Origin of the sequence: Flavobacterium sp. (genome assembly GCF_052437795.1) — a bacterium.
Taxonomy (GTDB): Bacteria; Bacteroidota; Bacteroidia; order Flavobacteriales; family Flavobacteriaceae; genus Flavobacterium.
In genome coordinates this window covers 548,768-570,042 of sequence record NZ_JBQVPA010000002.1, presented here as the reverse complement: position 1 = coordinate 570,042, position 21,275 = coordinate 548,768, and the positions used below count along the sequence as shown (strand labels likewise).

The 21,275-nt window shown below is 42.9% G+C and carries 24 protein-coding genes; 17 read left to right on the top strand and 7 right to left on the bottom strand.

Annotated features, from left to right (window positions below; translation table 11 throughout):
* Positions 1–17 precede the first annotated feature (17 nt).
* Together ACT6R0_RS09415 and ACT6R0_RS09410 are read left to right on the top strand one after the other, a co-directional pair.
* Positions 18–446: a hypothetical protein gene (locus ACT6R0_RS09415; protein ID WP_444652493.1), complete on the top strand. Its 429-nt coding sequence runs from the start codon at positions 18–20 to the stop codon at positions 444–446.
* Between the two features lie 14 nt (positions 447–460).
* Positions 461–1,060, top strand: a complete 600-nt coding sequence (locus ACT6R0_RS09410) for a hypothetical protein (RefSeq protein WP_444652494.1) — start codon at positions 461–463, stop codon at positions 1,058–1,060.
* Between the two features lie 144 nt (positions 1,061–1,204).
* Here ACT6R0_RS09410 and ACT6R0_RS09405 read toward each other — a convergent pair whose 3' ends face one another.
* The 3 genes from ACT6R0_RS09405 to ACT6R0_RS09395 form a co-directional block, all read right to left on the bottom strand.
* On the bottom strand, positions 1,205–2,362 hold the full coding sequence (locus tag ACT6R0_RS09405; RefSeq protein ID WP_444652495.1) for an IS3 family transposase: 1,158 nt from the start codon (positions 2,360–2,362) through the stop codon (positions 1,205–1,207).
* A gap of 30 nt (positions 2,363–2,392) precedes the next feature.
* Entirely contained in the window at positions 2,393–3,499 is a 1,107-nt protein-coding gene (locus ACT6R0_RS09400) for an IS3 family transposase (protein WP_444652496.1), read from the bottom strand.
* 195 nt (positions 3,500–3,694) lie between these two features.
* Positions 3,695–4,786, bottom strand: coding sequence for a hypothetical protein (locus ACT6R0_RS09395; protein ID WP_444652497.1), 1,092 nt, complete (start codon positions 4,784–4,786; stop codon positions 3,695–3,697).
* Between the two features lie 196 nt (positions 4,787–4,982).
* Here ACT6R0_RS09395 and ACT6R0_RS09390 point away from each other — a divergent pair, with 196 nt between their 5' ends.
* From ACT6R0_RS09390 to ACT6R0_RS09340, 11 genes are all read left to right on the top strand, one after another.
* On the top strand, positions 4,983–6,131 hold the full coding sequence (locus tag ACT6R0_RS09390) for an SIR2 family protein (protein WP_444652498.1): 1,149 nt from the start codon (positions 4,983–4,985) through the stop codon (positions 6,129–6,131).
* 189 nt (positions 6,132–6,320) lie between these two features.
* On the top strand, positions 6,321–6,842 hold the full coding sequence (locus tag ACT6R0_RS09385) for a hypothetical protein (protein ID WP_444652499.1): 522 nt from the start codon (positions 6,321–6,323) through the stop codon (positions 6,840–6,842).
* 126 nt (positions 6,843–6,968) lie between these two features.
* Complete coding sequence (locus ACT6R0_RS09380) at positions 6,969–8,078, top strand: sensor histidine kinase (protein ID WP_444652500.1); 1,110 nt, start codon at positions 6,969–6,971, stop codon at positions 8,076–8,078.
* On the top strand, positions 8,078–9,415 hold the full coding sequence (locus tag ACT6R0_RS09375; RefSeq protein WP_444652501.1) for a sigma-54-dependent transcriptional regulator: 1,338 nt from the start codon (positions 8,078–8,080) through the stop codon (positions 9,413–9,415). The genes ACT6R0_RS09380 and ACT6R0_RS09375 overlap by 1 nt, the downstream gene beginning before the upstream one ends.
* Before the next feature lie 155 nt (positions 9,416–9,570).
* Complete coding sequence (locus tag ACT6R0_RS09370; RefSeq protein WP_444652502.1) at positions 9,571–9,711, top strand: hypothetical protein; 141 nt, start codon at positions 9,571–9,573, stop codon at positions 9,709–9,711.
* Positions 9,704–10,996 carry a Glu/Leu/Phe/Val family dehydrogenase gene (locus ACT6R0_RS09365; RefSeq protein ID WP_444652503.1) on the top strand — a complete coding sequence of 431 codons (1,293 nt, stop codon included), beginning with the start codon at positions 9,704–9,706 and terminating at the stop codon, positions 10,994–10,996. The genes ACT6R0_RS09370 and ACT6R0_RS09365 overlap by 8 nt, the downstream gene beginning before the upstream one ends.
* A gap of 11 nt (positions 10,997–11,007) precedes the next feature.
* On the top strand, positions 11,008–11,409 hold the full coding sequence (locus ACT6R0_RS09360; RefSeq protein ID WP_444652504.1) for a GreA/GreB family elongation factor: 402 nt from the start codon (positions 11,008–11,010) through the stop codon (positions 11,407–11,409).
* Between the two features lie 48 nt (positions 11,410–11,457).
* Positions 11,458–11,718 (top strand): TFIIB-type zinc ribbon-containing protein, encoded by a 261-nt coding sequence (locus ACT6R0_RS09355; RefSeq protein ID WP_444652505.1) that lies wholly within the window; start codon positions 11,458–11,460, stop codon positions 11,716–11,718.
* Between the two features lie 120 nt (positions 11,719–11,838).
* Positions 11,839–12,531 (top strand): hypothetical protein, encoded by a 693-nt coding sequence (locus tag ACT6R0_RS09350; RefSeq protein ID WP_444652506.1) that lies wholly within the window; start codon positions 11,839–11,841, stop codon positions 12,529–12,531.
* A gap of 87 nt (positions 12,532–12,618) precedes the next feature.
* Entirely contained in the window at positions 12,619–13,332 is a 714-nt protein-coding gene (locus ACT6R0_RS09345) for a hypothetical protein (RefSeq protein ID WP_444652507.1), read from the top strand.
* Positions 13,329–13,826 carry a hypothetical protein gene (locus ACT6R0_RS09340; protein WP_444652508.1) on the top strand — a complete coding sequence of 166 codons (498 nt, stop codon included), beginning with the start codon at positions 13,329–13,331 and terminating at the stop codon, positions 13,824–13,826. Before ACT6R0_RS09345 ends, ACT6R0_RS09340 begins: the two co-directional genes overlap by 4 nt.
* A gap of 44 nt (positions 13,827–13,870) precedes the next feature.
* Here ACT6R0_RS09340 and ACT6R0_RS09335 read toward each other — a convergent pair whose 3' ends face one another.
* Both ACT6R0_RS09335 and ACT6R0_RS09330 read right to left on the bottom strand, forming a co-directional pair.
* Complete coding sequence (locus ACT6R0_RS09335) at positions 13,871–14,554, bottom strand: VanW family protein (RefSeq protein WP_444652509.1); 684 nt, start codon at positions 14,552–14,554, stop codon at positions 13,871–13,873.
* Complete coding sequence (locus tag ACT6R0_RS09330; RefSeq protein WP_444652510.1) at positions 14,551–15,219, bottom strand: methyltransferase domain-containing protein; 669 nt, start codon at positions 15,217–15,219, stop codon at positions 14,551–14,553. Before ACT6R0_RS09330 ends, ACT6R0_RS09335 begins: the two co-directional genes overlap by 4 nt.
* 99 nt (positions 15,220–15,318) lie before the next feature.
* On the opposite strand from ACT6R0_RS09330, the gene ACT6R0_RS09325 reads away from it, so the two are divergent.
* Positions 15,319–16,158 (top strand): SDR family NAD(P)-dependent oxidoreductase, encoded by an 840-nt coding sequence (locus ACT6R0_RS09325; RefSeq protein WP_444652511.1) that lies wholly within the window; start codon positions 15,319–15,321, stop codon positions 16,156–16,158.
* Positions 16,148–17,566: a class I adenylate-forming enzyme family protein gene (locus ACT6R0_RS09320; RefSeq protein ID WP_444652512.1), complete on the top strand. Its 1,419-nt coding sequence runs from the start codon at positions 16,148–16,150 to the stop codon at positions 17,564–17,566. The genes ACT6R0_RS09325 and ACT6R0_RS09320 overlap by 11 nt, the downstream gene beginning before the upstream one ends.
* A gap of 53 nt (positions 17,567–17,619) precedes the next feature.
* Here ACT6R0_RS09320 and ACT6R0_RS09315 read toward each other — a convergent pair whose 3' ends face one another.
* The gene (locus ACT6R0_RS09315) at positions 17,620–17,823 is read right to left on the bottom strand and encodes a hypothetical protein (protein WP_444652513.1); all 204 of its coding nucleotides are present in this window, start codon (positions 17,821–17,823) and stop codon (positions 17,620–17,622) included.
* Positions 17,824–17,979: 156 nt separating this feature from the next.
* On the opposite strand from ACT6R0_RS09315, the gene ACT6R0_RS09310 reads away from it, so the two are divergent.
* Positions 17,980–19,797 (top strand): tetratricopeptide repeat-containing sensor histidine kinase, encoded by a 1,818-nt coding sequence (locus ACT6R0_RS09310; protein ID WP_444652514.1) that lies wholly within the window; start codon positions 17,980–17,982, stop codon positions 19,795–19,797.
* Positions 19,794–20,537, top strand: coding sequence for a LytR/AlgR family response regulator transcription factor (locus tag ACT6R0_RS09305; RefSeq protein WP_444652515.1), 744 nt, complete (start codon positions 19,794–19,796; stop codon positions 20,535–20,537). Before ACT6R0_RS09310 ends, ACT6R0_RS09305 begins: the two co-directional genes overlap by 4 nt.
* A gap of 50 nt (positions 20,538–20,587) precedes the next feature.
* Here the strand turns inward: ACT6R0_RS09305 and ACT6R0_RS09300 are convergent, their stop codons facing one another.
* The gene (locus tag ACT6R0_RS09300) at positions 20,588–21,046 is read right to left on the bottom strand and encodes a hypothetical protein (protein WP_444652516.1); all 459 of its coding nucleotides are present in this window, start codon (positions 21,044–21,046) and stop codon (positions 20,588–20,590) included.
* Between the last annotated feature and the right edge of the window lie 229 nt (positions 21,047–21,275).

Sequence of the window (21,275 nt, the reverse complement as noted above, 5' to 3'; positions counted from 1 at the left end):
ATCTAATAACGTACCCCATGAAAATATACAAAGCTTCTGAAGAACTAGCGCAAATTTTAATTAAAAATGGTTTTACTGAAATCACCTCTGAGAGATATCCGGATCATTATAAGCGCATCCTTGAAAATGGATATGACCCTCATAAATCAAAAAGAGCATTTGCGATGAATGCTAAAAACTTCGTGTTGTTTGATTATGTTATGATTAAACCCTGTCATAAAGAAGGATGCAAAGGCACTGAAATGAATTCTGAATTTTCAGAAGATGAAATTCGATCTATCGTCGCTTTCTTTCATTTACCCTTCCAAACAAGAAATTCTTATAAGAGAGAAGGTTCAGATATACCAAATTTACATAGCAGCTATACATACTTAAAAGATAACCCAGATTACAAAAAAAGTAATCGTCATATAATTATTGACGCATTCGAAAATGTAAAGGTTTAATTTTAAATTACGAAATGACAGACAATTCCTATCATGAGAGTGGCCATACAGTTATGGCAAAAATATTTGAAGATTATTTTGAAACAAAATTTGTAACGCTGGATAAAGATTATAGCTGGAAGTTTGACCCAAGATCAGAAGGAGGAATCTACGGACGAGCGAGAAAACTCGGAACCGAAATGACATTTGCAGATCATGATGCAATTGTCATGATATTTTTAGCTGGATATTGCGTGGATGGTATTGTAAATAACAATGGCATTTTAAAAGAAAAGTTTTTTCATATGGGTAGTTGGGGCCCTCAATTTGCTACAGAGAGATACTCAGGAGACGCAGAATTGATAAGTGTCTTTTTTCATAGAATAAAAATTTATAGCCCTGACATTAACTGGGAAGAATATATTAGCAAAGCCATCAGATGCACATGTCAAATTCTCCAAGATCACGCTGTTTGGGAGAACTTAGTAGCTGTAAGGACAGCTCTTATTGCCTCTCCGAATAGAACTTTAATTGCTGAAAATTTAGATGCTGTTTTCAATGAGGATAACCTCCAAAATCATATGTATAGAAAACTGCCATTATTATTAGCGTCAAGGCGAAGCTTAGTAGAATAAGAGGTTTGCATATAAACAGTCAACTGCTGCCATATCCTTCTCACTACGGATAACAATCTTAGAGCAACTTCCGCTTTTCTAAATCTCTTAAAACGGTTATTCTTTGTATTTTATATCTAAAAATAGTACTTAATTAAATCCGGATCAATTATTAATTCTATCAAATTCTTCAATTGTCTTATAACCTAAAAATGAATGCCTTCTTTTTTTATTATACCAGTTTTCTATATACTCATGTACTTCGGCTTTCATTTTTTTTCTCGTTAAAAGTGTGCTTCCATAAATTAATTCCAACTTCAACGATCGGAAAAAACTTTCGCAAACAGCATTGTCATTATGATTTTGTTTACGGCTCATACTCCGCCTGACAAACTTGTGGACATTTAAGGCCTTAGAAAAAATCTTATTGGCATATTGGACACCTTTATCGGAATGAAAAATCAAATCTTCCGTAATTTTCCTGTTTTTAACCGCCATTTCCCAGGCAGGTAAGGTAGTTTCTTTAGTTGTCATTCCATTACTCAGGCTCCATCCAATAATTTTTCTGTCAAACAGGTCCATAATTATAGTAAGATATACAAAACCCCTGACCGTTTGAATATAAGTGATGTCTGAAACCCAGGCTTTAGCAGGTGCAGAAACAATAAATTGCCGGTTTAAAACATTTGGAAATATATAATGGTTATGGTTTGAATCGGTGGTCGGCTTATATTTCCTTTTGCTCTTACTGCGGAGGCCAAGCATTCGCATATATAGGGTTACTTGTGAACTTTGTATCATAAAGCCCCGCTCGTGAAGCTCTTTTGTAATTTTTCCGCATCCATAGGTTTGTTTATGTTCATTAAATATGGATACAATTTCCTGTTTAAGTAAGATTATTCGGGATTCTGTATCTGACAGTTCCTGCTTTTTTCTGCGGTAGTAGGTAGTCCGCGACACGCCCAATACATCACACATTTTTAAAATTGAAAATTTACTCTTATTCTCTTCAATGAATTCTTTGGTTGCAATTTTTCCCTGAATAACATGTTCGGTGCCACTTTTCAAAATTTCCAAAGCAACTTCTGAATCTTTAATTTTATTTTCAAGGTTCGCAACTACAAATTGGTTGGGCGTTAATTTTAAGTAACCCGTTCCACAGAAACTTCCCGCCCCATATTTTTCAAAGTCCTGCCGCCATCTGTTCAGGCAACTTGGCGTAATTCCAAGTTCACGTTCAATAACGAGAATTTGTCCTTTGCCTCGTTCATAACTTAATTTAACGGCGTACTCTTTAAAAGCACGGTCATATTTTTTTATCATCTGAAAGGTGTTGATTTATATCCGATGCGTTTATTTAGAACAATTTCCGGAGAAGGCTATCAATACTTCTTCGATTTGTTTTTTTGTCACAGGATTGTCTGATTGTGCAAGTTCAGACTTAAGGGAGTTAAAAAAGTTTCTGGGTACAGCATTATCCAAATGTTTACCCTTGCGGCTCATACTCCTCGTGAGACATTTATAAGAGGCCAGTTTACGGGTAAATAGTTTATTGGCATATTGCGGACCCCGGTCGGAATGAAAGATTAATTCTTGGTCTATTTTTCGGCCTTTGATAGCCATTTCCCAAGCGGGTAGCGACGTTTCTTTTATTGTCCGCCCATCACTAAGGCTCCATCCTATAACTCTCCCGTCAAATAAATCCATAATGACTGTTAGAAACAAGAGCCCCGTTACTGTGTCAATGCTCGATATCGCCGAGACCCAAACCTGAGCAGGCTTTTCAGCGTTAAATTGCCGGTTTAGAATGTTAGGAAAAATACAGGGATTGTAAGGAATAAATGATGAACTATACCTCGATTTATTACTGGTGCTTAGCTTACTCACAAGGCCTAGCTTCTTCATGTAAAATGTAACCTGAGCCGGTGATAATTTAATGCCCCGGCTTTTTAATTCTTCCGAAATCCTGATGTTGCCATACCGCTGCTTATATTCATAGAAGACAGCAGTTACTTCTTGTTCCAATAAAAGGCTCTGTTGTTGCCTTGGAGATTTTGCCTGGCTTTTCCACTTATGATAGGTTCCTGTTAGTATACCTAATGCTTTACACATTTTCCATAACGGGTACTTTTCCAAATTGTCCTCAATAAAGTGGAAGATCATAGGTTTCCCCGCAACGATATGTTTACTTGCTTTCTTAAAAATTTCAACCTGTAGTTCTGCGTCCCTTAGTTTTTTTTCCAGGTTTCTTTTTTGTTCTGAAAATCTTCTTTGCTCAGGATTCCTGATTATTTTTCCACAAAAACTTTCTTCCCCAAATTTTTTATATGCATCATACCATCTATAAACGATCACATGCGCTACGCCAAGTTCTTTAGCAGCTTTAAAACGATTCTTTTCAAGTACCAGTTTTATTGCTTTCTCTTTAAAATCGCGATCGTATATTTTGTGTTTCTCCATTTCTGAAAACTCATTTTTAAATTAATGCAGTATTTACTTCGGATTTTGGTTAGCAACAACAGTAAAGCCTTTTCAAAATTTTCTGCCATTGTTAGGCATGGCCGTAAGACCCGCTTCATTGCATAGAGCGGTTTCTGTTTCTATTTTTAATATAGCATCAATCAGAAATTGACACATCGGAGTAAATAGAGCATGCTACTGAAGAAAGATGTCATTAATATCTTTTCTTTGCATTGTATCTGTTGCAGTCCTCACCATCTCAAACGTAAGCTGCGAATAGTCAAAATGATAAATATAATTAGGAGCAGGATTGAGAATCAATCGGTGTTTATAATTAATCCAATCGGAAGGCTGAGCTTTAGTGAATAGAACTGCAGAAACCCTTTTATATTTAGGAGAAGAAACTGCCCAAAATCCTTTATCAGTGCCAACGCTGTTAAGTAGAGCCTGATTAACGTCGTGATGTAAATCCAATTTCCAATTATTCAAATTGAAGCACATTAGATAAGGCTTGTCTAATTCGCCATACCTCATAGCCTTAAACTTAAAGGCATCCTGAATAGCTTTATCACCACCAACAATTATTTCCGGTTCATAATGAATAAGCCCTATAGGCCGATGGTCTTCAAAGTCCTCCGGAACTATACTTTTAACATTAGAGGAAAGAATACGAATGACAATTAATATTTTTTCATTCTCGAATCGGAGTATATCCCGATTGCCATAATCAGATTCTGACTTAATTTCAGGAACTTTGATTTCGCCAATCTTCTTTTCAATCCACTTGCTTATATTTCGTAATGATGGGACACCTTCACCCTTAAATTCAATCTTATCCAGGCTAAGAAGATGATTTGGTAAATTCAATTGTTGCAGTCTGTCAATAACCGTTTCACGAATTATTTCTAATCCATGTTCCCGCTCCGACAAACCTGTAATGACCTTAGCCTCAATATAACAACTATATCCCTTCTTAGTCGCCAAGAAATCTGGACGTTTTGATGAATTTGGAATCTCGGGATGAACCTGTAGATGATAACCTTGAAGAAAAAATAACTGATGGATAAAAAGCTCATACCACGCGTCCGCGAATTTATTAATGAAATCTTCCTTTAATCTTTTGCGATGTTCTTTTGGATAATTTGCAAACCAAACTTCCATATACTGCTTGGCCTTTAAAACATCGTCTGCTATGCAGTTCTCCCAATAACTGAAAAGATTTTCACCTGTTCGATAAGACCTTGTTGTTGGGTTTGCCGGTTTTTCAAACAATGTGAGATTTTCCATATTCAAAAATACCATTTAATCTTGAAGTAGAACATCATTTTCACTCTCACTTACTATACGGCAAAATCCTATGTATAAACCTAGAACGGAAATACAGACTTTGATATAATAAATATCTAGTGTCTGCTACAAAATATGAAAATGTGATTACCTTTAGGTTTGTACGTAGTAGCAATAAAATAAATCTTCTAAATTTATGACAAATCATCTGACTGTAATCCTTGGGGCAGGATTTTCTGCAAATGCAGGCATGCCTACAGCTATGGGTATAGCAGAACGTTTTAACCGCGACTTGCGGCAGAAACTACTCTCCTTTTCTTCAAGTGAGTGGACTTGGATTGATGGGAAAAGTGACGTAGAAAAAAATAATGGGGTACTAAATTTTGATTACCTCGCCTACTCCTATGTATTTAATCAGCTTGTCCAATCCTATGTCGAAGACCGAGGAAGCTTCATCTATTACGAAGATTTTTACCAATACATTATTGATAACTTTAAAGATGCTGATTGGGTAGAGAATCTTTTTTTTATTGCTAGAAAAGCCTTGGTAGCGGATAAACCATATCTTGAGGACAATGATTATAGTAAAAACTACTTATTTGCATTTGACCATAAACAATTTTCTAAGGTAAGCTCCATTCTTAATTATCTTATCGGCGATATACTTGCTGTATTCCCTACCAGTGATTCTGATTTGATTGATATATATAAGGGCTTTATAAAATATATTTCATCATTTGACGAAGTAGATATCTTTACCCTTAACCATGACCTTCTACTTGAGCATATTCTAGAAATTAGCGACCTAAACTATTCCAAAGGCTTCAGTGTGGGTAACTCTCCCATTGCCCATAATAATGCTGCAATTCCATTTTTCAACAATGAGTTTGATGCAAATATAAGGATTCACAAGCTGCATGGCAGTTTGGACTTTTATCAGTTTAGGCACTACCTAAAAGATGGCATGTGGTGGCAGCCAAAGTCAAAGGTAGACTACTACCTTACAACTAATTACTATACTAAACACAATGCTCAACTAATTGATCCAACCACCAAGGAAATTTTACAAGATTATAATTTTGACATTGTACCAAAATTCATTACAGGCACTAACAAGACAGAAACTATTCAAAACGATTTCCTGTATAAAGAACTGTTTCACAATTTTGAAAAAACTATAGCCAAATCAGAAAACTTATTTATCTCAGGCTACTCCTTTAGTGATGAGCATATCAACGCAGGGATGGAAGCAAAAGCGCATAATTTTATAAACCATAATAGAAGCAAAGATTATCCCTACGCGGGAATTGGAAAAAACATCCGCAACTTAGATGAATTACTATGATATTTTAAAATGTCGAACTATTAAAACGACCAGGGACGTTCAATAAACGCTCTAAATCTTCTTCAAAAAGGTTCAACATGTCTCCTGTTAAGGCTACGAAAAACAACCCTATCCTGGTATTAAAAAGGTTAGGGTTTTTTGTTTTAAGCATTTATCCAATTATTTTTTTAGTAATGATAATCTCACAACATGAAACAGACCTTTAATAAGATCAAAACCGTTGCTTTAGTACTAATAGCATCTTTACTTAGCACATACGGTTTTGCACAGGACCAGATCAGCTTCAATGAGATGTCTTTAAGCATTATCCAGTCTATTGCCTTTACCTCTACTTACGACGACATGATAGAACTGGAAACATCTAAAAAATTGGATATAAAACGCTACAAGAACGAAGACAGGACCGAGGCAATGTATTTTACCCTTGTCGAAAAGGAGATAAAATTATTGTACTCGGCCGATAAAAAACTTATTTATGCCCGCACTGACTTTGATCATTATACCAATACAGTGTTTGAAAAGCTGGAAGAAAATGGCTTTAAAAGAACTGACGAACCAATAACCGATGAAAATGTCTTTGGCCCTTCGATATGGTATTATAATAAAGCTAATTATCCTTATGAATATATAATTTCAAGTCAAATGTATTCTAATACCAGGGATATATATATCTTCGATAAAGCATTTGGTAATCTAAAGAAATTTATGTAAATTGATGCTTGCAGCAAAAAACACTAACCCTGGTCGTGACTATCGATCAGGGTTTATTTTTTAATACCGCCAAATAATCAACATAGCCGGATACCTGATTTTACTGCAGCCAATAAAATACTATCTTTGAACATCATTACCCGGACCATGGCTGAAACAACCGAAGATAAACTTAGAGAACGGCTAAAGGAACTTACCTGCCTGTATGATGTGACCAGCGCCATATTACAGCACGATGGATCTGTTGACGCTACACTTGCAAAAGTTTGCTACATTGTAAAGCAGGCCTATCAATATTGCGACGATGCCATTGCGGAACTTTGGCTCGAAGCGCATTATGTGCTTACAGACGCCCTTCCGGAGGGCAGCATCAGCCAGGTAAGCCGCATACTGGTTTTTGGGGATGAGATGGGCTACATAAAAGTGCATTATCGCAATGATGGCAAAAAATATTTCCTTGAAGAAGAGCAGATGCTACTGGATAAAGTAGCTGTTGAAGCAGGGCTGTTCTTTGAAAAGCTGGTCATGCAGGAGAAAGAAAAGCTGTTCCATCGCAACATAGCCAATGCCGACAGGCTGTCAATACTCGGTGAAATAACCGCCGGCATCGCGCACGAGCTGAATACCCCGCTTGGCAACATACTTGGCTTTGCTGAACTGATACGGAGCAATGCTTCGAAAAGCCAGGTTGCTGAGGATGCCTCTAAGATCGTATCGGCGGCGATCCATTCCAGAGAGATCGTTAAAAAGCTCATGTATTTTTCCTGCGAAATGCCGCAGCACCTGGAGGAAGTCGACCTTTCGCAATTGATATCGCAGTCCATAGCGCTGCTTGGGCCAAACTTCAGCAAGAAAGATATTACATATACATTTGACCACGAAGGAGAGGCTGTAAAGACCAGGGTCGACAGCATACAGCTTACCCAAGTACTCTTCAACATTCTGCTAAACGCCATACATGCCTCACCCGAAGGCGGGCACATTACGGTTACCCAATACGCGCAGGCAGGTGGTTTCGCGATAGAGATCGCAGACCGTGGCACCGGCATACCAGAAGACGTGAAACCAAAGATATATGAGCCGTTCTTTACCACCAAGCCCATGGGCGAAGGCACGGGGCTGGGCCTTAGTGTGGTGCATGGCATCATTAAAAGCCATGGTGGCTCTATTTCGGTACGTGACAATTCCCCATCGGGGACAATATTCAGGATCGAATTACCAATAACTATGCGATAATGGGACTGCAAAAAGAAAACATACTGATAGTTGATGACAATTACGATATGCTCGAACTTTTACAGCGTAATTTGAGGTCCCTTAATTTCCACACGTACAAGGCGGCATCGGTAGCAGAGGCCATGAACGTGCTTCAGTATTCTGCGGTCGACCTGCTGATAACCGATCTCCAGATGCCCGGCGGCAATGGGTTGGAACTATTGGAATATGTGAACGGGCATTTCCCCGATATGCCCAGTCTGGTCATAACAGGTTTCCCTACGGTTAAAACCGCGCTAAAGGCTACCAAACTCGGCGCACGGGATTATCTGAGCAAGCCTTTTACGGCCGAAGAGTTTAAGAATGCCGTATTTTCCATCCTGCGGAATGACAGCCCTGTCGAAAATAAAAAAAAAGGGGCTGCGGCCAAAACAGCGAACACTTACGGCGGCATGGTCGGTGCTTCCCCGCAATACACGGCGCTTATCGATGTCATTGAGCGCGTTAAAGACAATAAGGCAACGGTACTCATAAATGGCGAGAGCGGTACCGGAAAGGAACTCATTGCACAGGCGATACATACTAAAGGCGTATTCGCATCGAAGCCGTTCGTAGCGATCAACTGCGGTGCGATACCCGAGAACCTGATAGAGTCTGAACTTTTCGGCCATGTAAAAGGGGCTTTTTCCGGAGCTGTTGAAAACAAGAAAGGCTTGTTCGAAGCCGCTGAAGGAGGGACCGTATTTTTAGACGAGATAGGAACGCTCCCCATGCCGGTACAAACGCGGCTGTTGCGGGTACTTCAGGAAAAAGAAGTCCGGATGCTGGGGTCGACCAGGTCCCAAAAAATAACGGCCAGGATCATTGCCGCGACAAACGCCGACCTTATGCAAATGGTACGCGAAAAGCAATTCAGGGAAGACCTCTATTACAGGCTGAACGTGGTGACCATTGAAACCACGCCCGTACGCGACCGTCCCGCCGACATACCTTTGCTGATCAATACATTCCTTGCAAAATATGGCAAGGAATACGGCAAGCCTGCCATTACCATTGCTGATGATGCCCTGAAGGCATTACTGGGTTACAACTGGCCGGGTAATGTGCGCGAGTTGGAGAATATAACCCAACGCCTCATCATCATGGCCGATGCCGAAATACAAATTGACCACATTCCCGCTTTTATTACAAACCCGGAGCAGCAACATCTTTACAATGCCGACAGCCTGCTCCTATCCCTCCAGGAGGCTGAAAAGGCACATATCTTAAAAGTCCTGGCCGCAGTTGGAAACAATAAGACCAGGGCGGCTGAGATCCTGCAGATAGACCGAAAAACACTTCGTGCCAAGCTTGGCTAACGGGTAATTTCTCCCTTTCCCGGGTAGATCCTCCCCATTCCATCCATTTTTAAAAATAGCAAACACTAACTCTATATCGTTTATTATCAATGATATATATTGAATTTCTATTTTATGGCACGCACTTGGTTTATCAGGCAGCAAACAAAATGATCATGAGCTTAAAAGATGATGTACTGCACTTGCTCGGCTTTAGGGAGCCGGGAGCAGAAAGCGGCCTGTGCCTTACCTGTGCCAACAGGCCGGAATGTGTATGGGTTGAGAACATAAAATTAAATTGTGAACACTATGAATGATACAGCGACCATTGCCGATGTGCAAATAAAGAAAAGCATGTATGATAACGTGCTTGAGCAGCTGAGCCGGACGGCTGAAGCTATTGACCTGAACCCGAATATAAGAAAGATACTTGCCCTGACCAACAGCGAGATCATTGTGTATTTCCCCGTGAAAATGGATAATGGCGAAGTCGAGGTCTTTAAAGGGTACCGCGTACAGCACAACAATATCCTTGGCCCCTACAAAGGCGGCCTGAGGTTCCATCCGTCACTGGACATAAATGACGCAAAGGCGCTGGCCATGTGGATGACGTGGAAAACATCACTTGCCGGGCTTCCGTACGGAGGGGCAAAAGGCGGCATACAGCTTAATCCCCGGAACTATTCCGTAGACGAGCTGGAGCGCATTACCAGAAGGTTCACCTATGCCCTGGGAGATAACATTGGGCCTGAGCTGGACATACCTGCCCCAGACGTGAACACCAATGAGCAGACTATGGCCTGGATCGCGGACACTTACATGTCGACCAAATCGCCGCTGGAACGCTCTAATAACAAGCACGTGGTGACAGGGAAACCACTCGGCACAGGCGGGTTGGCCGGAAGGGACCGCGCTACAGGGTTCGGAGTGTACCTGTCGCTGAAAATGTTCTATCAGCACCGTGGGGAAGAACTTTCAGGAAAACGCTTCATTGTGCAGGGGTTTGGCAATGTAGGCTATTGGGCCGCGCATTTCCTCGTAAATGAAGGGGCTGTGTTCTATGCTGTTCAAGATGCCCACGCTACACTGATCAATGAGAACGGGATCAGCGTTGAAGACCTGCTGGATCATTCCAAGCCACGCTTAAATTCCATTAAGGGCTTTGACGGGGCAGAGGAAATGGATCCTGAAAACTTCTTTAGCCTGGATTGCGACTTTATTATCCCCGCAGCGCTTGGCAACCAGATCACCACCGGGAACGCGGCAGCCATTAAGGCAAAAGTAATTGCCGAAGGCGCCAACGGCCCAACCGACAGCGAGGGCGAAAAGATACTTTTGGAAAATGGCGTGACCATAATTCCGGACATCCTGTGTAACTCGGGCGGAGTGATAGGCAGCTATTTTGAATGGCTCCAAAACCGCAATGGCGAAATATGGTCGCTGGATGAGGTAATGGTAAAAATTGAGAAGAAGATCAGGGAAGCGTTCGAAAACGTTAGGCTTACCGCTGAAGATAAAGGCGTTGACTGGCGTACAGCGGCATATATAATCGCGATCAAGCGCATCGAGATGGCGTATGAGCAAAGGGGTATTTTCCCATAAATGATAATGAGATGAAATACGAAAAATTAGTAATAGAGACGAAAGAATTCGCTTTAATGAAAAGGCTTATAAGGGAATCAGGGCATAGTAACGACCATATTTACCTGGGTTCCGTACAAAAGCTTTCGGAAGAGATGATGTTCGCAAGAACGGTAAGCGACCCGGAGATGCCCGCTGACGTGGTCCGGCTCAACTCCGTCGTGACCATCAGGACACCTATGAACAAGAATATAGTGTTCAGCCTCGTATTGCCTGAGAACAGCAATATCGCCGAAAACAAGCTTTCCGTACTTGCCCCCATGGGGTTGGCCCTGTTCGGCTACGCAAAAGGCGACAGCATATCATGGGAGTTCCCATCGGGTGTTAACGAAATAAAGATACTTAAGGTGGAGCAGCCCGCTTCGGTAATGTAAGCCTGCGAAGATCACATGCCCAATTAATAACCTGTAAAATGTATTTATATGAAATGTCCAAGCTGTAATATAAACCTGATAATGAGCGAACGCAATACAGTTGAAATAGACTACTGCCCTGAGTGCCGTGGCGTATGGCTTGACCGTGGCGAACTTGACAAAATAATAGAGCGTGCCGCTAATGCACCTCACTCGCACAATGGTACCCCGGTCTCACATGATGGCGGCAGAGGTTACTCATTTGAAGCCAGTAACGGATACAGGAAAAAGAAAAAGGATTCCTTTTTAGGTGATCTTTTTGATCTTTAAGTTGGTAGATTGGTTGGTTTGGTAAGGGCCCCGTTCGCGGGGCCTTTTTTTTATCCGTAGCCCAAGAGATCTTTTGTAGATCACCGTATATTTATCCCAGCCAATAAAGATCAAACACTAATGACCGCCACAGTACACTACAAAGGGGAGTTCTATTTCGTAAGCTTAGCTGAACTGGACGCCGTAAAGCGCCTGATAGGAACGGAAGCCCCACAAGCACTTTTAAAAGTCGATGGATCCGTTAAAAAGATCACTATTGAGGTAACAGAGCCATTTGAAAAAAGGGAAGCCCTGCAGGGCGTTTTCTCGACAGCTGCCTCCTATGCCGCCAGTGGCATGGTGCTGTGCTACCATAACAATGCGTTCGCAGATGTGTTTTGCGCCGGCAGGATCAATGAGTTTAGCCTCGACAGGCCATGCATCATCCTGTTCACGCTTCGTGAATTTGAAGAAACCTTCGGCAAGCTTGACATGGAGATATCTCAGGTGGTATATGACAGCCCGTTCTACTTTTATGAAATTTCGCTGGAAGATATCGGCCCCAGCTTTGAGGACGAGATCCCCATCAGCGGTGAGGACTTTGATACCGGGTTCGCCATCCTAAGAAAGATATGGAAAGAGTATGTGGCCATTTCGGCAACCCCGGTATTCCCTATTGTCTTCAAGCTTTACGAAGGAAGCAGGCCCGACACCCACGCCGTACAGGGAACAGAAGGTTTTGTACCCGGATATACGCTTGAGCAGGCCATTGAAGAAGCACGGGAATGTAATTTTATGGTACTGCGATGGAGTGATTTTTGGGATAACAATTAAAACAGATACGTAAGATACATTCCCACAAGTATCTTCTTACTTTCACAAGATCTTATATCTTTACCGCACCCAATAACCAAGATCAATATGCCTGACACAGTACACTACAAAGGGTCGCTTTACTTTGGGAGCAAAGCCGAGTTGAATGAAGTAATGCACATGATCGAAAAGGAAACTTCATCGCCCCTTTTAAAAGTTGATGAATTCGACAGGAAACTGACCATTGAGGCCAGCGAACCCTTTGAAAAAAGGAACATACTGCAGGAAACGTTCTCAAAAGCCGCTACTTATGCCACCAATGGCATGGTGCTATGCTATAACAATGATTCCTTTGCCGATGTGTTTTGCGCCAACAGAAATGATAAATTCAGTGCTGACAGGCCGGGTGCCATAGTGTTCACCCTGCAGGAGTTTGAAGCGACATTCGGCAAACTGGACCTGAACATATCTAAAGCAGTATATGACAGCCCATTTTATATTTACGACATATCCCTGAAAAAAGTGGCTATGAAGTTCCCTGATGAAGACCCCATTACTGATGAAGATTGCGATGTTGGGTTTGCGGCACTAAAGACTATTTGGTTAGATCATGTGGCGAGATCGGATACCTTTGCATTCCCTATGCTCTTCGAGATGCTGAATGAAGGTAAGGAGGATACCTACTCTGTACAGCCACACTACGGCTTTGCACCCGGCTATACCTTTGATGAAGTGATGGGGGAGGCAAAGAAAAAGAATTTCCTTGTATTCCGCTGGAGTGATTATTGGGACAATAACTATACAATAAACGATCGATCATGATACCATCCGCACGATTTGGAGACGTTATACTGAACAATGGCTATGACAATTATGTAACCTGTAATCTGTACGGCCTATATGAAGGCGGCATTGAAAGCGTTGCCGACAATAAGGCATTTTGCCTGTTCCTGTTGGTAGATACCTACCGAAAGCTGTCGATGCACGACCACCAGGTCATGTCCTTCGACGGTGGGCTTACCCGCGAGCAGGCGGAGTCGCTGTTCGACAGCCTCGACGAAACCTCACATCTTTTTTACAAAGAATGCCTGGCCCTGCTGAAAGGCACTTTAAATGCAGGAAATGGTGATAAAATAACCATCCTGAACAACGAAACCAAGTTTAAATTCTTCGCTGATAAGGTAATTAAAGACTTCAGCGTATCTGAAATTGAGCCTATGGAAGATACCTTTCAGGAATATGCCATATTGGAATTCAAGGTTGCCAACCTGAAACTGATCGACCACATTACGCATGGTTTGTTAGTGGATTGTTGATCTGATACTTTAAAAAACGCCCTGATAATTCAGGGCGTTTATAATTAAGGCGTTTTATATTCCGATGTGTTCAACAGGTTGCCTTTCTCATCCGTAACCGTCACAACGATTTCATTCCCTGAATCCTCCATTTCAAAAACTAAAGCCTTCTCCCTAATCTTTACTTCGGATCGCAACACTACGCTGATACTGTTGCCCATGACAACCAAACTGAATTGCACAGGAAAGCACAAGTTATTCCGAAGCCTTAGATCTTTATAGCCATATACCACTGTGGCATCCGTACCTAAAGGCGTAAATCGTGTCTCATCGTTATAGATGTCCATGGAGTGGTTGTGGCGTTCAAGTATCTCGAGGCCGCCCAGCAATGCCGCGTGATAAATAATTCCCGATACCTGGCACAGTCCGCCGCCCATCTCCTCGCACAGTTGCCCGTTGATAATGCTACGGCCTTTTTTAAATCCCTTATCCGGGTTGCCTATTATGTGCCAGAAAGAGAATACCTGACCAGGATGGATAACATATTCGCTTATCCTTTGCGAGGCCAGTTTTAGGTTATACACTTTATTTTCAAAGGTCGGCGAAGGCATTATCTGCTGGGTAATTCCAAGCGAATAGCCTAAGACTGCTTGTGTTTTTGCCTTCCCGGCAAACCTGAAATAGGTACCGTTACCCATGTCTTTCAGGAGGCGCAACACTATCTTTATGCTGATCTTGGCCTTTCTCATAGTTTAACACATTCAACAACAAGGTAGGAACTGTATTCTTTCAGGAAAGAATTGGCAATAACTGCGTCGGCTTTACCCAAAAACCGGCGCAGCCCTTTCGGGAAGCGGTGTATAGGAAAGAACATCAGCCCGAAGGCCGATCGTACTTTAAACTTGCCTCTGGTAATTTCATTGATCTTATTAAACGAAAAACCAGTCGCGCCATGCCAGTTATTGCTTTTATAATTAAGAAGCCTGCGGCGCTTTATTGATGGGATGTCAAAAATTATACGCCCGCCCGGGCTGATCACGCGGTGGCATTCGGTAAGGATATTGGCTATCGTTGCCTCATCCAGGTGCATGAAAAAATGGAAGGAAATGATGGTATCGATCGAAGCATCGGCGAACGGCAATGTTCCGGCATCTGATAAAAAGACCTCTTTATTAGGAAATTTGCTTTTTGCGATATACACCATCTCACTGCTCCCATCGACCCCAAAAGTAGCATGATCAAGCAGGCGGCCACTGCCACAGGCAAGGTCGACTATAGTACCGTTAGCATCCTTCAGCAACTTGTCAAGCACTTGCCGCTCCTGCTTATCAATGAACTGCCCGTAGGAATTCCCGAACCGGTCGGCATCGTAGTCTTTTGCCAAGGCATTATAATAATCGAGAATTGGGTTCATGCTGCCTATTTTTGAGCAATTTAAACAAAATACCTTTTCGTTTTCATCGTTTTAGTATTTCTGCCTAAAACAGTATATTTATCTTTCAGGAAACCCGCATTGAGAACAATAGCCGAACACTTTTTATTTCCAAATGCCGACATCAGCCACGAACGGCTGCGCAAAACCATTTCGGGCAAAACCATTGCCATAACCGGAGCAAGCTATGGCATTGGGGAAGAACTGGCACTTTTATTTTCAAAACATCACGTACACCTGATAGTGATCGCAAGGACAGAGAACAAACTACATGCTCTTGCCGAAACCATAAGCAACAATGGCTCAAAATGCACGGTAATTGCTGCCGACCTCTACCTTGAAAGTGAAGTGGAAAGGGTTATTGAAGATCTGAAAAAACTTGACAGCATTGACATCTTCATATCTAACGCAGGGAAATCCATAAACCGTTCATTAGAAGATTTCCTGGACAGGTACCACGACTTTACCCGAACCAACTCGCTTAACTATCTTGCCCCGGTAAGGCTTCTTTTGGCCATTACCCCTCAGCTTAGAGCAGCCAACGGACAGATCATTAATGTATCGGCAATGAATGTGCTGCTCCCACCGGCCCCTAAATGGGCCGCCTATCAGGCATCTAAAACCGCATTTGATCAATGGTCCCGCAGTAATTGGGCCGAATGGAAAGCGATGGGCATACAGGCTAAAAGCATTTACCTGCCATTGGTGCGTACAAGGATGATCGCGCCCAATGAAAACTATAAAAACTATCCGGCGTTGCAGCCTGGACAGGCCGCGATCCGGGTTGCCCGGTTAATATGCTCCCGTAGTAACAGCAGCAAGCCATGGTGGGCGGTAGTTGCACAGGCAGCAGGTTTCTTTGGGGCAGCTTTATGGAAAAAATATTCGTTTTACCGTATTAGCAGGCAGTATGATAAATAAGCTAATCACGTTGGGACCGGGACGGATACTGCGTACAGCGGTTTCAGTGCGTAAGTATGGCTTTACTCTGTTGGCGCTGCTGGATGCCGTGAAGCATTCGGATGCCTTTGTAAAGGATGATGCTGAGAAAATATCTTATGCAGAATTGTACGTGCGATCGCTGCAACTTGCACACCTTCTGCATCAAAAATATGGCATTAGTTCCGGGAGCAGGGTCGCTATTGCGGGGACAAATTCAACGGCATTGGTACGATCATTGTTTGCGGTTTCGGGGCTTGGAGCCGATATATTCCTGCTTAACCCCAACCAAAAAGCGGCGTATTTTAGCACACTTATACCTGCTAACAGGATAGATGTTATCATGGGCGATACAGGCCTTGCCGATGAGCTGGCCGGATTGAACATCTCTTTTTTCGATCACCAGCAAACTATCGAAGGTATCGCTCACCCTCCAAGGTCCATTACGAAATTTAAAAAAGGAAGCATTACCATACTTACGGGCGGGTCGACCGGAATGCCAAGATCAGAAAAAAGAAAGGTCTCAGCGATAAGGTTCATTGATCCGCTTGTGGAGATCATTGATAAGCTGCGTTTGAAGGATGCTGATACGGTATTCCTGTCCGTGCCGATCTTTCACGGTTATGGGATGGCGGCACTGCTGCTTTCGGTCTTTCTGGGGAAGTCAGTACGATTGACCAAAAAATTCGATGCTGAAAAAACCCAGCAAATCCTCAATGAGGAAAAGCCGGATCGCTGGATCATTGTGCCACGGATGCTGCAGAAAGTGCTGGGCAGCGGCGACCTGAAATTAGGCCATCTGAAAACCGTGATATCGGGCGGCGATGTGCTGCTTCCAAATACGGTTGAGCAATTACGGCAAGCTTCCAACGCTAAGGTCTATAACCTCTACGGCACATCTGAAACAGGCGTGTGTACCATTGCTACTGATGACGACATTTGTAAATATCCCGGCACCATTGGCAAAATGATACGGGGTGTCAATGCTAAAACAGATGATAAAGGACAGCTGCTTATTAAGTGTGCGTGGTCATCGGACGACCGGAATGGCAGTTATGTTGCCACCGGGGACATTGTTGTGCAAAATGCCGACGGGTATTATTTTTATAAAGGGCGGATCGACGACATGATGGTTATAGGTGGTGAAAATGTATATCCTGCAGAACTTGAAGATATCCTGCTCCGGCACACATCTATCCAATGGGCGAAGGCAATGGGTATTTTAACTGATGGGATTGCCCGTATACATATTGACATAGTATTGGCTGATGGGAGCTATCTGGATAAGGATGAATTCATGCAATGGCTATCCGGACAGGTGCCGGGATACATGATGCCTAAGTCAATTACAGTTCTTTCAATTGAGCCTGCCTCGAAATTAGTGCAATAAAAAACCGCCTGAAATTGCTTTCAGGCGGCTTATTATCTTATTTCAGCTAAGAATTAGTGCTTAACTGAGTCAGTCTTAACTTCAGTAGTAGTTTCTTTAACAACAGTTGTAGAATCTTCGCTAGGAGCTGGAGCTTCAGCAGGAGTTGCAACAGTTGTAGAATCTACAGTTGTAGTTTCAGTTTCAGTTTTTTTCTCGCCGCAGCTTGCTAGAGTTAGTGAAGCAAATACAGCGCTAAGTACGATAAGCTTTTTCATAATGTTTAAAATTATAGATTAGTAGATCAATTTTGATAGGACAAATGTATGGCGATCATGCGGCACTTTTTTGCAGAACGGGTGAAACGGGCTTCCCACTTGGTAAAAGCGATAGGAAAAGCATGTAAAATTGATTTACTTTACACTAATAATACTATGATGATGCGCAGATATAACACCCTGATACTGCTGTACCTTATGCTTTTAGCCCCATTTTACCTTTGGGCACAGGCGCCTGTACAGGACAAGGATGATGCCCCTGCAGAGATAAAAAAGGCTACGACCGACCTCGAGAGATCGCTCATTGAGAATGACGATTATAAGATCGCAGGCAATTATGAGCTTTTGGCCAAGGAGCTTACTGACAAAGGGGAATTTGCCAAAGCCGAAGAAAATCTCTACAAAGCTCTTGAGATCTATACCAACGCGAAAGACCTTAAAAGGCGCCCCCGCATACTGCGGAACATTGCAAAGGCCCAGGAGGCGCAAAACAAGATCAAGGCCGCCACACGCAGTTACAAAGCCGCATCAGAGGAAAGTACAGATAAGGCATTAAAGCAGATTAACGCCAATGATCTTGCCCGCCTGGAGAACGAAGGCGATCCCGAAGCCGGGAACAAATACCTGGATGCAAACATCGCCCTGCTAAAAAAAACAGGAAAAAAAGGCGAAGTAGCTGATACCTACATCCAACAGGCGCTGCTCAACCTGAAGCAGAACGACACCGTGAGCGCTCTGGAGCACTACAGCCTCGCACTGCCTTATGCCGTAGAGCCTCCGCAGAAAGCGATAAAGGTATATACGGAAATGGCGAAGCTGCACGTGGCCGCAAAGCAGTACAGCGAGGCGATAACAGTAATGAACGACCTCCTTGACCTTTCCCGGACGCTGAAAGACCTGGATACAGAGATCATACAACTACGCTACCTTGCCACCATATATTTCCTGATGGAGGATCCGGAAAATGTGGCAAAGTCACTGGACGACTCATACAAACTTGCCGCAGCCGCAGGTAAAACTTTTGAAGCAAAAGAAAGCCTGCTGCAACTTGCAGAATTTTATAAGAATACAGGAGACGACAAGTCGGGCTTAGCGGTATATGAAGAATTCCTGAAAAACCTCGACCGCATTATATTATCTGACCATAGCCTTACCGATGCCAAGACCTTTCGAGTTACCGAAGAGCGCATCCGCCGGCTGGAAAGCGAAAAGACGCTTAAGGATGAACTCATTAATAAAAAGAACACTTTCAACTACCTGCTGTTGGGATTCCTTGCCGTGCTTATCTTAATGATGGTTTCCATAGTAAAAGCGCTGTATGCCATCAAAAACAAGAACAAGGAAATAGCCCTGCAATCATTAAGGCGCGAAATGAACCCTCACTTCCTGTTCAACAGCCTGAACAGTGTAAACCAGTTCATTGCGCAAAATAATGAGTTGCAGGCCAACAAGTACCTTACCTCCTACTCGGGCCTGATGCGTAATACCATGGAAAATTCCAATAAGGATTTTGTAACTTTGGGCAACGAGATCGAGAACCTTACACAGTACCTCGAGCTGGAGCACCTTCGGTTTAAGGACAAATTCGATTTTGAGATAATTGTAGATGATGAGCTGGACCGCGAAAGCCTGTGGGTGCCCAACATGATGCTTCAGCCGCATTTGGAGAACGCCATTTGGCATGGCCTGCGCTACAAAGATGGTAAGGGCTTCCTGAAGCTGAGCTTTAAGCCCGACGGCAAAAACATGCTGGTGACCGTTGACGACGACGGCATTGGCCCGACCAAAAGTCAGGAGCTGAAGACCCATAACCAAAAGGCACACCAGTCGCGTGGGCTGACCAACACCCGCGAGCGCATGACGCTGATCAATGAATTGTACAAAAAGAACATAGATTTTACCGTGACCGAAAAAACTGCGCCCGAGAACGGCACCATAGTAAAAGTCACGTTCCCGATAATAAATAAGCCATGATAACGAAGATAAGAAGCGTAATAGTAGAAGACGAAATTGGGGCAAGGGAGGCGCTTCGAACGTACCTGACCAAATACTGCCCGCAGGTGGAGATCGTAGGCGAGGCGCAAAACAGCCGCGAAGCAGTAGCGATCCTGCATGAACTGGAGCCGCAACTGGTATTCCTTGATGTGGAAATGCCTTTTGGCAATGCTTTCGATGTGCTTGAGGCCTGTGGTGACCTTAAATTTGAAACTATATTCGTTACCGCCTTTTCGGAATATTCGCTAAAGGCGCTCAATCGCAGTGCCGCCTATTACCTTCTAAAACCCATTAGCATTGAGGAGCTTATCGTAGCGGTGAACAAGGTGCAGCAGGAAGTAATGAACAAAGAGCTGTTTAACCGCAACAAGGTGATTGTGGAGAACTTCCGTGAGCCGAAACCGGAGAAGCAACAAGTGATCCTGCCCACCATGGATGGATTTGAGGTGGTAAAAATGGAAGAGATCGTACGCCTTAAGGGCAACGGCAACTTTACCGACCTTTACCTGACCAACGGCACCAAAAAAATGGCCTGCCGCTTCCTGAAGCATTTTGGCGACATGCTACCCCTGCCCTTTTTGCGCGTGCACAAATCGCACATCGTGAACCTCGATTTCATTAAAAAGTACAACAAAGGCGGCTACATCACCCTGGAGGACGGTGCAGAGGTGGAAATATCACCAACGTATAAGGAAGATTTTTTGAGGAATTTTAAATGATAAAAAAACCGCAGGTATAACCCACGGTTTTACTTTTATATTAGTTCCTGTTATTGCAGATCCTTCTCGAAAGTCAGGTAATCTGTCCCATCACTCTCGTCGCCTACATCTTTGAGCTTTACCATGTTAACGCCAAGTTCAACTACATCCCAATCATCCGATAATTCCATAAAATCATCAGGCTCGGTGAAATTAATATTGAAGTCCACATCACTGGTCGCATCGCCATCATCTTCGCTGGTCACGCTCCACATGCCTGTGTACGTAGTGCCGCCATTCACAGCAGAGATAGCACTGGTATTCTTGTTAAAACGGAATATGAACCCTGCGTAATCTGCAGTGTGGTCATTGCCGCCGTCGACAAAATTTATTACCTTCCATTTGCCCACGCTCATAGTGTCGAATACTTCCTGTACGGTAGCAGTATTTGTAGTTTTGCTGTCTTCGTCCGAGCATGAAAATGCCAGACCTGCAAAAACAGCCGCAATAAAAATTTTGGATCTTTCCATAGTAGTAAGTTTTAGTGATAATTGTTTGTACACAACTAAGTTACATCCAATATTTGGCGAATGCAATACGGTCCGTAAATTTCTTTAACAATTATTTTGCAAAAAGCATATCATTTTCACGACTGAATGATAGCAAGTTACAGAAAACACTGTGATACCTGATCTGCAGGTGGATATTTTGAATATAGCCTGATACTAAAATTATACTGAAATATTTTTTAGGGAATTC